The following is a 13,251-nucleotide window of genomic DNA, read 5'->3' on the forward strand; positions in this document are numbered from 1 at the left end:
CCTATCCAAGCAGGGATAGATATGTGGGAGCCTTTTTCTGTATCTAAAATACAATAAGCATCTAAAGAAACAAAAAAGCTTGTAGAAAAAACATCGTTTTCTCTACAAGCTGAACCGCAGAAGCTGCGGTTTTATTTTTTAGTGCTTGGTTAAGACATCTCCATATGATTTAAGCTTTTCCCCCACTGTACATTTATTGATACAAAATGAATGTGCATATGTTTTGCCAAACTCCTTGCGAAACTGCTTCTTAATAAAACAGTCTTTGCAATATTCATCTTGCAGTTCTGTCAGTTCCTTATATATAGCTTTCTTATCCAATATTGTCATCTCCGTTACAGTCTAATTTCATGTGGCTTTCTACGAATTGATGAGATAGGATTTTTTTTGCGAGGCCATCAGCTTCCTGATTTTCTTTTCGCTGTATCGTTTCGTATGTCGGACTCAGCTTTAGTGACTCAAGAAGCGCTTCTATTTTATCCAGCCATTCATTATGGGAGGGATCATAGCAAGGCCAGCTGCCGTCAAGCTGATTCAGCACAACAAGAGAGTCCCCTCTGATCGTGATTGAATTTCTGCTAGCTCCGAGCTCTCTTACTTCTCTAATCGCTTCATAAAGAGCGGCATATTCAGCTTCGTTATTGGTTTTCAGACGGAAGCTTTTATTTTTTCTTAAGCGGTGGCGCGTCCCTCCCAATGTATAATAAATGACGATTCCGAGCCCGGCCAGCTGGCTTTCCTTATCGAAACTGCCGTCAAAATAAACGGTAATGTCATCAGGTTCATGCGCAAGCTCCTCAGTCAGCTTTTCTAATTCCTTCAGTGTCCAGACGCCGCCCTTCTCATCTTCGAATTCAAGTTCCTTCATATAAGGAAAACGGCCGAGTTCCCTCGCGAGCATACGTGCTTCCTGAACAGTCAGCCAGTTTTCGCCCAAAAACGAGACAGGCCCCGTCCCTTTTGCTTCTATTTTCATGTGCGGTCTGAGATTCAATATAATCACCTTACCATTCATTAGTTGCCGGGCTTGTGCTATAATCAAACCATTCTTAACCCGGAAAGGAAGCTTCTTCATTTTGTTTAATAACTCTTTTTGGATCTTTTTTGCGATCATTCATTTTATCATTGTTCTTTTATTTTATAAAGGATTTGGCAAAATGGGTTTATTTGTGTGGATCGGCTTTGCAACAGTCTGTGCCAACCTTCAAGTCGTCAAAACGGTTGAGCTGTTTGGCTTAACAGCAACGCTCGGGAATGTGATGTACGGCACAATCTTTTTTGCTACAGATGTGCTGAATGAAAAATATGGGCCAGCTGAAGCGAGAAAAGCTGTATGGCTCGGGTTTTCGACTCTCCTGACACTGACTTTTGTTATGCAGGGCGTTCTGCTTTTCGAACCCGCTTCAAGCGATATTTCACAAACAGCGCTGGAAACGATTTTCGGTTTTCTCCCGAGAGTTGCTTTGGGAAGTCTGCTTGCCTTTATCTTCAGCCAAACACTGGATGTTTATGTATATTCGGCAATTAGAAGGATATTTCCTTCCGATCGGCTTCTATGGCTGAGAAACGGCGGCAGTACAGCAGTCAGCCAGCTGTTTGATACATTCATTTTTACCGGAGTCGCTTTTTTCGGCACATATCCGGCGGATGTTTGGCTTCATATTTTTATTTCTACATATTTGATTAAGTTTGCGGTATCTCTGATTTCGCTGCCATATGCTTATGCGGCGAAAAAAATGATTCCCAGTGACGAAAGGAGTACATGATGCCTACAGAAATATATGTTGACGGAGCGAGCGCCGGTAATCCAGGGCCTTCCGGCATCGGCATTTTTATCAAACATGAAGGAAAAGCAGAATCTTTCTCGATTCCAATCGGAATGCATACCAATCAGGAAGCGGAATTTCTGGCGTTAATTGAAGGCATGAAACTGTGTGCAGCGCGCGGGTATCAATCGGTCTCCTTTCGAACTGACTCGGATATCGTGGAACGCGCAGCCGATCTTGAAATCGTGAAAAATAAAGCGTTTCAGTCATTTGTCGAAGAAATCATCCGATTAAAAATGGCCTTCCCTCTTTTTTTCATCAAATGGATTCCGGGAAAGCAAAACCAAAAAGCCGACCAGCTGGCAAAAGAAGCGATTCGGATGAATGATAAGAATTAGAATGGTTCATGCTATTGATGAGGTGAACAAACATGAAAAAGAAAGATAAGGGCCGGCTGACCGGCGGTGTTTCCCCGCAAGGCGATTTAGAAGGAAATACACATAATGACCCTAAAACAGAGCTTGAGGAAAGAGCTAAAAAAAGCAATACAAAACGCTAGAGAAGATCTTAAACGATCTCTCTAGCGTTCAGTTTTTCAAGCATACGCTCTATTCCTTTGATCTGATGGCGGCGAAGCATGACAGCCGCCTGCTCCATATTCAATGTAAAAACGGCTTCTGTCAGCGTACAGGCTAACGGCACAGAGCAGTTAATCTCAGCAAGCTTCCTCGAAATTTCCAGGTCGCTTAAACCTTGCTGAATTTTCCCCTGCTGTCCCTTTGGAAGAAGAGACAGATTCTCCAGCAAGCGGTCAATTGTTTCGTATTCACGAATCAGTTTATACGCGGTTTTTTCTCCAATGCCTTTTACTCCGGGATAATTATCACTGGAATCGCCCATCAGCGCCTTGATGTCAATTAAAGCCTTGGGCAGGACACCTGTTTCTTCGTAAAATACATCTTTTGTATACATTTTATAATTGCCGATTCCTTTTTGGAGCAGCGCAACGCTTACTTCGTCCGTTAACAGCTGAAGTAAATCCCTGTCGCCTGTTACGATCGTAATATCCGTTTCTTCAGAAAACAAAGCTGCAAGTGTTCCAATACAATCATCCGCTTCGTACCCGGCAAGGCCAATATTCATGATGCCTAGTTCAGCGGCCGCTTCCTTTGCCAGATCAAATTGCGGGATCAGCTCAACCGGCGGCTGGCTTCGGTTCGCCTTATAATCCTGAAACAGATCATTCCGGTACGTTTTGCTGCCCATGTCCCAGCAGCATACAACATGTGTAGGCTGAAATGTTTCCACGGCTGTGATTAAATGCTTCAAAAATCCGTTAACGCCGTTTGTCGGAACCCCGCTGTCATTTATCATAAAGTTGCGATGCACGGCTGTGGCGAAAAATGCCCTGAATAATAGAGCCATGCCGTCAACAAGCAATAATTTATTTTTCATATGATAACTCCTTTGTCTATCAGTCAATCTATTTTACCATAAGTGCCGCGAAAATAAAAAACAGCATCTCTGGATAGAGATACTGTTTTGCGGTTAAATTAATCGTTGTGTCTTTTATTGCTGGCAATCAGCTTTTCAGCTTCGCGTCCTGCGTAAGAGTCGAAATGGGTTTGAAACCCGTTTTTCTTTTTGGCATTGTTATTGGCCTGCGCATTTCTGTTACCCAGCTTTGTTCTGCCCAACATAAATCCCCCCTTACGTCGGATACATATAGTATGCGCGTAACGGAGGATTTGCACTCGAGGCAGGATCATCCAGCTTATGTGCGGCTGACGTATTCTTTGACCATTTCTTTTGATACCAGACGTCTAGTCGGTACGATGCCTTTCTTGGCCAGCTGATTCATCTTTTCTGTAATTTCATTAATGGCATCTGTTGAAAATGGCTCATCGTTTTTGCATTTCGCAACAGCTTCTTCAATCGCCATTTCACGAAGGTGTTCAAGCTGCATAAATGTTTTAATATGCTCGTGCTGTTTTGCAGAATGTGCAGAAATTGCTTTATGTACCTCTGACATCAATCGTTCATCTCGCTTTTTCTATTTAGTCTAACATGACTTGAAATGCAAGCCAACTGAATTTTTACATTTTGATTGTATCGCCTGTTCTCTGCCAAGAAATACATGCTTGATATGCATCTTCTATCTCTTTCACATGTTCCCCCTCTGCGTATCCTTTTACATACGTATCTCTTTGGCCCTCTATTTGCGCCAATGCTTTTTCCGCCATTCCATACTGCTGGTGTCTGACATATTCAGCATAATGAGATATAAGGCTTTCTTCTTCACTTTTAATCCAGGCCTCCGTTATTTTCATAAGCTTCGTCCGCGCTGCTTCAATGAAGCCTACTTTTCCTTTCTGTTCAAAAAACTGCTTCGGAGATTTGATTTGTTTTTGTTCCTGTTCAAAGGCACGTTCATCGATCTCAGGTTCAACTTCTTTGAGCTGTATGCTGTTAGAAAGCCGATCATCCGCATAAATGGAGAAATATCCGTCTTCATCCAATGTTTTTTGACAGCTTTCCAGCCACTCTTCAGTGATATGCCGTTCGATGAAACCGCTCATTCGAATGTCGAGCGTTTTGATCTCCTGAATATATTCAAATTGATAATCATGTAATGCGCTTTTCATCGCCGCACTGATATTCTTTTTCCAATCTCCATTTTGAAGACCCGGATGAAACGCTGCTTTTAACAAATCATTCGCAAAAAAGGACAAACGCTGTGTAATGTGATAAAGCTGCTCCCTTGTATCCTTTTTTACTTTCTCAATAATGGTTTCTGAATTGCGGCGTTCCTTGATATCAGCAGCTGCCCGCTCAAACGATAACAGAAGGCGCTTTTTTTGCGCTTCCTTTTCTTCTTTGGACTGATGCTGAGATTGATGAAGCTGTAAGACCGTCTCACATAGTTTGTCTGCTTCTGAGCTAAGCTGGACCGCAGCCGCTTTCTTTACATCGACCTCAATAAACTGGTCTAAATGTGCTCTTGCTTTTGAGAACTGATTATGATATGTTTCCGGTTTTCCTAAAAGCTCTTCTTTACTTGACACGTAAAAGAGCTGCGGATCATGAATTCCTTCTTTTAAAAGCTCTGATCTGACATAATCCGTGACCGTTTCGAGCTCTGCTTTATCTTTCGCAAGATCAGCGGCATTAATGACAAAAAACATTTTATCCATGCTGAGCGATTCTTTCACGAGTCCCAGCTTCCGTAAAAATGAGCGGTCTCCTTTCGAGAAAGAATGCTGATAATAGGTCATGTAAAAAAACGCATCGGCATCCTTGATATATTGAAACGCAAGTTCTGTATGCCGTTTATTCAGACTGCTGGCTCCAGGTGTATCAACGATCGTAATCCCTTTTTCAGTCAGCGGGCTTTTATAATAAACGGTCACTTCCTTTACAGCACAAGCCGTTGTCTCCTCAGCTACATACGGTTTTAATTCGGAGAGCGGAATCGTTAATATCTTTTGGGCCTGAATATATTGCTGATATTTTTCATATGCAAGCAGGAAATGACTGATCATGTTGATTTTTTCTTCTTGCAGACGCTCTTTTTTGATTGCCTTTTTCCATTTATCCGCAAATGACCGTCCTTGTGGTTCCTCTTGCATTCCTGTGAGCTGCATGATTTCAGTTGTTATGTCATCCTCCGTCTTAAAAATGACATCCGCTGTTTTGTGGGATTTGCCGTTTACCGGTTTCGTTATTTTGTTAATCGTTGCTGTTGTCGGTGTCGGTGATGACGGCAGCACTCTTTCACCAACCAGCGCATTGGCAAATGAGGATTTTCCTGAACTGAATCCGCCAAATAGAGCAAGTGTAAATTTTCGGTCTTCCAGCCTTTTAATCCTTTCACGAAAAGCTGAGGTTTGTTTGGACAGCATACGATATCCGCCCAATAGATCCGACAGTGTGTAAAAGCGTTTTATCTGTTCTTGAAGCGGCAGCTCTTTCCCGTTTTTCACTTCTGTTTTTAGCGGTTGCTGCTTTATATGCTGTGCTTGGCTTTGTTTCTGTTCTGGAGCCTCGACCTTTTTTTTCTTCGTTCTAAACCAGTCCGTATCTATGTTTATTGGGCTTGCAGGCTTCTCTTCCCAGATCGCCCACATCCGGTCGGCTTTCTCACGGGCATGTTGTTCATGACTGGCCTGTTCCTGAAGATAAGCCAGCTTTTCCGATTCCTGCGCGAGCCGGCCATTGATCGATTCCTGTACTATAAAAGCACTCTCTTTTACCGTGGCGGTAAGTGTTTTGATGATGTCTGACGCTTCAGCTTTCGCCTCTTTACGGATCAGCTCTGCCAAATCTTTTGTATATTGCAAGACATATTCAGAAGAAAATGCTGCACCTTGCTTGACTGCGCGTTCAATGATATCAATATGAAGCGGCGTGCGATAAGCCTGGATCAGCTTTTCACTTTCAGCTGATTGAATACCAAATCCCTTGGCGAGTTTATGCAAAATATCAATGATATGCCAATCCGCTTCAGCTTCCGTTCTTTTTTTCACATCAGAGAAAAACTCATTTCTCCTTTTTTCTCTTTCCTGTGCAGTCTTTGCTTTAGAAAAGAAAAAACCGGTCTTAAAAGAGGGCTCACGTGATTCTAAGTAAGCTGCTGCCAGTTCACGCATTTCAAAAGGCGTCAAATTAGCGTTTTTTAAAATTCGATTGATTTCCTCCTGCATCGTGCTTTCTGCCTCAATCGGTTTATTTGCTGCTTCGGTTGATTGAAGCTGCAGGGAATCGACCAGACGTGCTTGCTTTTCAAGCTGTTCTCCAGAACTTGGACTGTCCGTATCCTCTTTCATGAGCATCTCTGTGTGCTCTCTCAGTAAATTCTGTACTTTTTGTTCAGTAATGGAATGCAAATTTCTTTTTGACTGCTGTTCAATTCTTTTTAACTCTTTTCGCAGGATACCGATTTGATTGAATGGGTGATTCGGTTCCGTCACCGACGTAAAAAAGAGTGCATCCTTTGGAATGCCTTCTTGACAAAGCATCTCCTCCACTTGCGCTTTGTAATCTTCAAAGCGTGTCTCAGTCTCATCATGTCTGTCAGTTTGATTAACGATAAAATAGACATTCGGAATGCTGTCTTTGATTGACCTAAGAAACAGTACATTTTCCTCAGAGTGGACATGGTTATAGTGTACGACGTAAAACAGCGCATCTGCCTGGTGAAGAATAGATGCCGCCGATAAAAAATGAGCCTCATCTGTTGAGTCAATCCCGGGGGTATCAATATACGCAACTCCTGGTTCGATTTCAGTATACCGGTCAAAAATTTCTACGGTTTCAATCTGCTCCCCATCCTTGCAATATTGCTGCACCTTGTCTTTATGATAGGCACCCTCCAGCTCCGCACACGCTCCGTCTGTTGTATGAAGACGAACACGCTTTTCTCCGTTTCTGATTACAACAAGGTTAGCGCTGGTCGGAATTGGACTTGTCGGCAGAATATTCTCCATTAACAGGCAGTTCAGCAATGACGATTTCCCCGCTGAATAATGCCCTGTAAACGCGATATAAATTTCTTCATCTGCGGCTTTCTTAACAACTGAAGCCAGTTTAGCCGCCCTTTTTTCATCCTGGTTCTCAATCAATTGTTCATAAAGTGCCCCAGTTTTGTACAAAAGTTCTTGTCTGCTGCGTTCTGTCATAAGTCTGAACCCCTTTGTGCCGTTTCAATTATGAATCTTTTTTGAAAGATCTGAATAAATCCCACTTCCATTTTACACAAGAATGACCCAAATTTCTTTAAGAGAATAGAAAAAAGCTGCCGAAGACGGCAGCTTCTATAAAAGAAAATCTGCAACTTTTTTACAAGTTCCAGATTCTTTAAACAGATTTATTAGAGATTCCTTTCAATACAAAACCGATTAATACACTATATGTACAAACTGCCCCAAGCAAAAACAGCATTGTCATTTGCTTCACCATCCTGATTGAGAATCTTTTTCAAGTTCATTCTAACATGGATGAGAATGATATTCAATCTCTATTTTGCTGTATATTCTCGTAATGCTTGCTCCTCTGCACGTATTCTGACAGACAGCATAACGGCATTTAAAAGTGAAAACAGACACATGGTAAAGTACGCTTGATACAAGAGCGGAATCAGGATGATTTCTAATACGACAACCGTATAGTTTGGGTGCTTCAGCCATTTGTAAGGCCCTTTTTTGACAAGTTCAGCACCCGGAACAACAAGAATTTTTGTATTCCAGTATGCCCCCAAGGAACAAAGCGCCCAATATCGAATCGCCTGTACTGCCAATATAGCCGCTGCTATGCCTGACCACCAGTTTGAAGGCTGTTTGTGCAGCAGCAGTACTTCGGCAATTAAAGACAGAAAAAATAGAATGTGCATGGTGATGATATACGGATAATGACCCTCTCCGCACTCTATCGCACCTTGTTTTTTCACCTTTTGTTCGTTTCGTCTCGCTACAGCCATTTCCGCTACTCTTTGAGCAGTGAGCACAGTGATTAGCATCCAAAACATGAGTTATGCCCCCTTTTCCCAGCTGAACAGCAGCAATTCTGATGAAAATCCCGGCCCCAATGCACCGATCAGACCCCGTTCTGCTTCGTTTTTGCTTCCGTTCTGCAGATGGTGGTCGATCACATACAGAATTGTGGCTGATGACATATTTCCGTGTTTTTTAAGGATAGTTTGCGAAGACGCAAGCTGCTCAGGTGACAGGTCAAGACATTTAATGTATGCATCAATGACTTTTTTTCCGCCTGGATGAGCCAGAAAGACCGTAATATCGCTGAATGAAAGCTGATGTCCATTCAAAAAAGCCTGGACATTTGTCTTCAGCCATTTTTCAACCAAAGTCGGAATATCCCTTGAAAAAATGACTTTGAAACCTTGATCGGTAAAGTCCCAGCCCATAACATCTTCAGATTGTTTCATCAATACAGATTGCGAATCCGATATATTCGGCAAAAGCTGCAGCTTTGTCAGCCGGCGGTCCGCCTTCTCCCCGCATAATAATGCCGCTGCAATGCCGTCGCCAAAAAGTGATGTGCCGATCAAATTGCTTTTCGTTTTATCTTCAGGCTGAAATGTCAGACTGCACAGCTCAGCAGCAATGACAAGAACAAAAGCCTCCGGATACGCTTTGCAGTACTCAGCAGCGCGCGCAAGCCCGCTCGCCCCTCCTGCACAGCCAAGTCCCCAAAGCGGAATTCGCTTCGTATAAGGAGAAAACGGGAGTTCATTCATCAGCCGCGCCTCAATGCTTGGTGTGGAAAGGCCCGTGCTGGAGACGAAAAAAACAGCATCCACTTTTTCATAAGGAATGGGTTCTTGAAGATAAGCTGCATTTGCGAGACACGTTTGAACAGCACTGACGCTATGCCTGAGTGTTTCCTCTATATAAATTTGATTTTTTTCTTCGAAGCTGTGCCCTTCTTTATACCATTCAATCGGTCTCACAAATTGTCTCGATTCAATTTGCCCATTTTTAAAGGAGGTTAACAGCCGTTCTATATCTTTAAAGGAATGCTGAAACATATATCTGGCAAACTCCGCCGCCTTTTCTTGATTCACATCATTCTCAGGAAGACTTGTCCCGATCGACAAAACAAACGCCATATGATCACCTCTTAGCATACATTGTGCCGCAACTTTCTTTTTTATATGCAAAAAAACTCCGCCGAAGCGGAGTTTACACTGCTGTTTTTTGCTGATTGACATCAGCTTTCTGTTCTGTTTTTTCAGTTTTCGAAAACATATTATATATCATATTCAAGGCAACAGCTGTAAAGCTGCCGGCAACAATGCCGTTTGTTGTAAGAAGCGTTAAGGCGCTTGGAAGCTGTTTAAATATGTCTGGCACAACTGTTACACCGAGCCCAAGCCCCACTGAGCAGGCAACGATCAGCAGATTTTCCTGCTTTGCAAAATCAATTCGGCTGAGCATTTTGACGCCATAAGCAATGACCATTCCAAACATGGCCACCATCGCTCCGCCTAACACGGCAGATGGAATGATGGTCGTAAAAGCAGCAATTTTGGGAAACAGGCCAAAAGCCATTAGAAGCACGCCTGTCGCCACAATCACTGTATTTTTCTTGATTCCTGTCAGCTGGACAAGACCGACGTTTTGAGAAAATGCAGTGTAAGGAAATGCGTTAAATATACCGCCCAGCAAAACAGCCAGTCCTTCTGCACGATATCCTCTGGATAAGTCCTTTTCTGACAGACGGCGGTTGGTCAGATCGCCTAAAGCAAAGTAAACGCCCGTTGACTCCACAAGGCTGACGATGGCAACGATGGACATTGTAATGATAGGGGCCGCATGAAAAGACGGTGTGCCGAAATAAAACGGCTGAATCATTTGCACAAAGGCAGCGTCTGAAACATGATCAAACTGAACTTTCCCCATAAAATACGCAATAAATGTCCCGATCAAAATACCGATCAAAATGGAGATGGACTTGATAAATCCTGTTGTAAAACGGTAGAGAAGCACGATGATGCTCAAAACGATAAAAGCCAGAGCGAGATTAGAAAGATCACCGAAGTCTGGACTGCCTTCCCCGCCGGCTATATTATTCATGGCCACCGGCATAAGCGTAATGCCAATGATGGTAACGACAGAACCTGTAACGACAGGCGGAAAAAACGAGACCAGTTTTCCAAAGAAAAAAGAAATGAGAATCACAAGAATACCTGAAGCGATAATACTTCCATAAACGGCGGAAACCCCATATTCGGAGCCTATCGCAATCATTGGTGACACAGCGGTAAATGTGCAGCCAAGCACAACTGGAAGCCCGATGCCGAAAAACCGATTGCTCCAAACTTGGAGAAGTGTAGCAACACCGCACATAAAAATATCAATCGACACCAAGTAGGTCAGCTGCTCCGCCGTCAGCCCCATCGCCTTCCCCACAATCAGGGGAACGACAATGGCGCCGGCGTACATGGCGAGTACATGCTGGATCCCTAGTGACAGCGTTTTGCCGAATCCGTTTTTCATGAACGAACCTCCTGTACAAAGGATACTTTTCCTTTTTCTAAAGATTCAATTCTTGCCAAAGATTCCACCCGATAGCCAAGCTTCACAAGTTCTTCTCTTCCCGGCTGAAACGATTTTTCAATGACAATGCCAAGTCCCGCGACAGAAGCTCCAGCTTGCTGTACGATCGATACCAGCCCAAGTGCGGCTTGTCCATTTGCCAAAAAGTCATCAATAATCAAAACGCGGTCTTGATCTGACAGATGATTTCCTGATACTGCAATTTGGCTTTCTGTTTGCTTCGTAAAGGAATAAACAGACGATGTCAGCAAATTGTCAGTGAGCGTTAAAGACTTATGTTTTCTCGCGAATACGACTGGCACACCCATTTGTAAACCAGCCATTACGGCCGGAGCAATTCCGGATGATTCGATTGTAACAATTTTTGTTACTCCGTCTTTTTCAAATCTGGCGGCAAACTCGTCACCGATTTTCTTCATGAGCAGCGGATCAATTTGATGATTTAAAAAAGCATCCACTTTCAATACCTGATCTGATAAAACGACGCCCTCTTCCTCTATTTTTCGTTTCAGTGCTTCCATCCTGTCATACCTCCGTTTAGATAATAAAAAAAGCATTACCCGCTCAAAACAAAGAGCAAGCAATGCTGAAATAACAAAAAACCGTACACGTCCGGTCTCATTGCTCACTCATAGTCGGACATTTACGGTGCCCGGTAGAAACTTGCGTGCCATATCCACGCGATTATATGAGTGTTCCTATCATATTGTTACAAATTATATCAAGATTCTAAGGTCTTGCATAGACAAAAATAAAAATTTCCGAACTTTAATTCTTTTTTTGAAAAAATCATTCGTTTTTTATGAATATTTTGATAATAAATTAGCCTGACGTTTGAAACGCCAGGCTTTTTCATTAAGATAAATACAGATTTGAGTATTTATTTTGCAAATAATCAATCAGGTAGCGTACATTCAGCTCTTCACCTGTTGCTTCTTTAATAATGTCTAATGGCTTTTTCCGTTTTCCGTGAATATGCACTTTTTCCGTCAGCCATTGTTTAATCGGATGAAACTCTCCTCTTTCCAAGAGAGTATCAAATTCAGGCAGATCATCGAGCATTTTATGTTTCAGCTGCGCTGCATACATATAACCAAGTGCATACGATGGGAAATAGCCAAAATCTCCACCCGCCCAGTGAACATCCTGCAGGATTCCCTCTGCATCCTCAGAAGGAGTAATACCTAAATAATCCTGATATTTTTGATTCCAAAGTGAAGGCAGTTCTTCCACAGATACTTCATTGCTGAAAATCGCTTTTTCAATTTCATAACGAATAATAATATGCAAAGGATACGTCAATTCATCCGCTTCAACTCTGATTAATGAAGGTTTTGATTCGTTGACAGCCCTAACAAAATCATCAAGCGATATGTTGCCGAACTGTTCAGGAGACGCTTCTTGTATTTTCTGATAGTATGGTGTCCAGAAATGCTTGTTGCGTCCAATAAAATTCTCGTAAAATAATGATTGAGATTCATGAATTCCCATTGAAGCACCGTCTGATAAATTCGTCCCGCTCAGCGCTTCGTCAATATTTTGCTCGTAGATCGCATGACCGCATTCATGAATTGTGCCGAAAATAGCTGTCCGGAAATCTTTTTCATCATATCTCGTCGTCACCCGAACATCCCCGCGGTTCATTGTGGTCGCAAATGGATGAACGGTTTCATCAAGCCTTCCGCCGTCAAAATCGTAGCCGAGCTCTTGCAGGAAATAAAGGCTGAGTTCTTTTTGTTTTTCCTTAGGGAACACTTCACTGATAAAGCTTGTATCCGGTTTATTCTCTGAGGCTGACACTTGTTTGATAAGAGGAATGATCGCTTCTTTCAGCTCAGAAAACAGCTGATCAAGCACCTTGACTGTCACACCTGGTTCAAACAAATCAAGCAATGCATTATAAGGATGCTCTTCATAACCCCAATATTCAATAAATCGTTTATTGTATTCGACCAGCTCCTCCAAATAAGGGGCAAACAAGCTGAAATCAGATTTTCCTTTCGCTTCCTCCCATGCTGTTTCAGCCTTTGAGCAAAGAATAACATATTCCCTGTATTCTGCTTCAGGAATTTTTTTGTTTTCTTCATACTCTTTTTTTGCCAGCTCTACAGCCTTTTTCGTATCTTCAGCCAAATCATCAAACCGTTCATAAAGCGCATCAATAAGCTCCTTCATCCGATCTGATGTCTGGATATTGAATATATCTGTCGAAAGCTGACCGATGCTTTCAGCACGGTCCTCTGAGCCGTTTTTCGGCGCGCCTGTTCTGGAGTCCCAATGCATTAATGCAACCGCTTCACTATAATGTGAGATTCTTTTTAAAAGATCAAAAAATTCCTTTTCGTATGTATGTATCTCCATATCCATTCCCTCCCTATTCTAGCCGTTCCATTACAGGCTACTGGAAGGGT

The 13,251-nt window shown here is 42.6% G+C and carries 15 protein-coding genes and 1 riboswitch; of the genes, 3 read left to right on the forward strand and 12 right to left on the reverse strand.

Annotation, left to right across the window (positions count from 1 at the left end):
* Positions 1 to 138: 138 nt before the first annotated feature.
* Positions 139 to 321 carry a zinc-finger domain-containing protein gene (locus tag MTN95_RS16540; protein ID WP_024121802.1) on the reverse strand — a complete coding sequence of 61 codons (183 nt, stop codon included), beginning with the start codon at positions 319 to 321 and terminating at the stop codon, positions 139 to 141.
* Complete coding sequence (locus MTN95_RS16545; RefSeq protein ID WP_095713156.1) at positions 314 to 994, reverse strand: ribonuclease H family protein; 681 nt, start codon at positions 992 to 994, stop codon at positions 314 to 316. Before MTN95_RS16545 ends, MTN95_RS16540 begins: the two co-directional genes overlap by 8 nt.
* A gap of 82 nt (positions 995 to 1,076) precedes the next feature.
* Between MTN95_RS16545 and MTN95_RS16550 the strand changes: the two genes are divergently transcribed.
* From MTN95_RS16550 to sspL, 3 genes are read left to right on the forward strand one after another with little or no spacing between them, the layout of a single operon-like run.
* Complete coding sequence (locus tag MTN95_RS16550; protein WP_024121804.1) at positions 1,077 to 1,766, forward strand: queuosine precursor transporter; 690 nt, start codon at positions 1,077 to 1,079, stop codon at positions 1,764 to 1,766.
* On the forward strand, positions 1,766 to 2,164 hold the full coding sequence (locus tag MTN95_RS16555) for a reverse transcriptase-like protein (protein WP_024121805.1): 399 nt from the start codon (positions 1,766 to 1,768) through the stop codon (positions 2,162 to 2,164). The genes MTN95_RS16550 and MTN95_RS16555 overlap by 1 nt, the downstream gene beginning before the upstream one ends.
* 32 nt (positions 2,165 to 2,196) lie before the next feature.
* Entirely contained in the window at positions 2,197 to 2,325 is a 129-nt protein-coding gene (gene sspL / locus MTN95_RS16560) for a small, acid-soluble spore protein L (protein ID WP_010334670.1), read from the forward strand.
* A gap of 8 nt (positions 2,326 to 2,333) precedes the next feature.
* On the opposite strand, the gene MTN95_RS16565 is transcribed toward sspL, so the two are convergent.
* The 10 genes from MTN95_RS16565 to MTN95_RS16610 form a co-directional block, all read right to left on the reverse strand.
* Positions 2,334 to 3,221, reverse strand: coding sequence for a 5'-3' exonuclease (locus tag MTN95_RS16565; protein WP_103671787.1), 888 nt, complete (start codon positions 3,219 to 3,221; stop codon positions 2,334 to 2,336).
* Between the two features lie 98 nt (positions 3,222 to 3,319).
* Positions 3,320 to 3,466 (reverse strand): hypothetical protein, encoded by a 147-nt coding sequence (locus MTN95_RS16570; RefSeq protein ID WP_003230761.1) that lies wholly within the window; start codon positions 3,464 to 3,466, stop codon positions 3,320 to 3,322.
* 74 nt (positions 3,467 to 3,540) lie between these two features.
* Entirely contained in the window at positions 3,541 to 3,798 is a 258-nt protein-coding gene (locus MTN95_RS16575) for a YpbS family protein (RefSeq protein ID WP_044155446.1), read from the reverse strand.
* Between the two features lie 64 nt (positions 3,799 to 3,862).
* Complete coding sequence (gene dynA / locus MTN95_RS16580) at positions 3,863 to 7,444, reverse strand: dynamin GTPase (RefSeq protein ID WP_248339025.1); 3,582 nt, start codon at positions 7,442 to 7,444, stop codon at positions 3,863 to 3,865.
* Between the two features lie 178 nt (positions 7,445 to 7,622).
* Positions 7,623 to 7,712, reverse strand: coding sequence for a Fur-regulated basic protein FbpC (fbpC, locus tag MTN95_RS16585; protein WP_100069434.1), 90 nt, complete (start codon positions 7,710 to 7,712; stop codon positions 7,623 to 7,625).
* Between the two features lie 70 nt (positions 7,713 to 7,782).
* Positions 7,783 to 8,289, reverse strand: coding sequence for an isoprenylcysteine carboxyl methyltransferase family protein (locus MTN95_RS16590; RefSeq protein WP_105991758.1), 507 nt, complete (start codon positions 8,287 to 8,289; stop codon positions 7,783 to 7,785).
* Between the two features lie 3 nt (positions 8,290 to 8,292).
* Positions 8,293 to 9,390 carry a type III polyketide synthase gene (locus tag MTN95_RS16595; RefSeq protein ID WP_248339027.1) on the reverse strand — a complete coding sequence of 366 codons (1,098 nt, stop codon included), beginning with the start codon at positions 9,388 to 9,390 and terminating at the stop codon, positions 8,293 to 8,295.
* 73 nt (positions 9,391 to 9,463) lie between these two features.
* Positions 9,464 to 10,780 (reverse strand): xanthine permease PbuX, encoded by a 1,317-nt coding sequence (gene pbuX / locus MTN95_RS16600; RefSeq protein WP_248339029.1) that lies wholly within the window; start codon positions 10,778 to 10,780, stop codon positions 9,464 to 9,466.
* Positions 10,777 to 11,361 (reverse strand): xanthine phosphoribosyltransferase, encoded by a 585-nt coding sequence (xpt, locus tag MTN95_RS16605; protein WP_059336603.1) that lies wholly within the window; start codon positions 11,359 to 11,361, stop codon positions 10,777 to 10,779. The genes pbuX and xpt overlap by 4 nt, the downstream gene beginning before the upstream one ends.
* Before the next feature lie 91 nt (positions 11,362 to 11,452).
* A riboswitch (purine riboswitch) is annotated at positions 11,453 to 11,552 on the reverse strand.
* A gap of 143 nt (positions 11,553 to 11,695) precedes the next feature.
* Positions 11,696 to 13,201 carry a carboxypeptidase M32 gene (locus MTN95_RS16610; protein WP_101860390.1) on the reverse strand — a complete coding sequence of 502 codons (1,506 nt, stop codon included), beginning with the start codon at positions 13,199 to 13,201 and terminating at the stop codon, positions 11,696 to 11,698.
* Between the last annotated feature and the right edge of the window lie 50 nt (positions 13,202 to 13,251).

It is taken from the genome of Bacillus sp. 2CMS4F (assembly GCF_023161785.1).
Lineage (GTDB): Bacteria > Bacillota > Bacilli > Bacillales > Bacillaceae > Bacillus > Bacillus halotolerans.

Excerpts from the sequence above, each read along its gene's own strand:
- MTN95_RS16565 (WP_103671787.1), bottom strand. The coding sequence starts at position 3,221 with ATGAAAAATAAATTATTGCTTGTTGACGGCATGGCTCTATTATTCAGG.
- MTN95_RS16555 (WP_024121805.1), top strand. The coding sequence starts at position 1,766 with ATGCCTACAGAAATATATGTTGACGGAGCGAGCGCCGGTAATCCAGGG.
- sspL (WP_010334670.1), top strand. The coding sequence starts at position 2,197 with ATGAAAAAGAAAGATAAGGGCCGGCTGACCGGCGGTGTTTCCCCGCAA.
- MTN95_RS16595 (WP_248339027.1), bottom strand. The coding sequence starts at position 9,390 with ATGGCGTTTGTTTTGTCGATCGGGACAAGTCTTCCTGAGAATGATGTG.
- pbuX (WP_248339029.1), bottom strand. The coding sequence starts at position 10,780 with ATGAAAAACGGATTCGGCAAAACGCTGTCACTAGGGATCCAGCATGTA.
- fbpC (WP_100069434.1), bottom strand. The coding sequence starts at position 7,712 with ATGACAATGCTGTTTTTGCTTGGGGCAGTTTGTACATATAGTGTATTA.
- MTN95_RS16570 (WP_003230761.1), bottom strand. The coding sequence starts at position 3,466 with ATGTTGGGCAGAACAAAGCTGGGTAACAGAAATGCGCAGGCCAATAAC.
- dynA (WP_248339025.1), bottom strand. The coding sequence starts at position 7,444 with ATGACAGAACGCAGCAGACAAGAACTTTTGTACAAAACTGGGGCACTT.
- MTN95_RS16590 (WP_105991758.1), bottom strand. The coding sequence starts at position 8,289 with ATGTTTTGGATGCTAATCACTGTGCTCACTGCTCAAAGAGTAGCGGAA.
- xpt (WP_059336603.1), bottom strand. The coding sequence starts at position 11,361 with ATGGAAGCACTGAAACGAAAAATAGAGGAAGAGGGCGTCGTTTTATCA.
- MTN95_RS16575 (WP_044155446.1), bottom strand. The coding sequence starts at position 3,798 with ATGTCAGAGGTACATAAAGCAATTTCTGCACATTCTGCAAAACAGCAC.
- MTN95_RS16610 (WP_101860390.1), bottom strand. The coding sequence starts at position 13,201 with ATGGAGATACATACATACGAAAAGGAATTTTTTGATCTTTTAAAAAGA.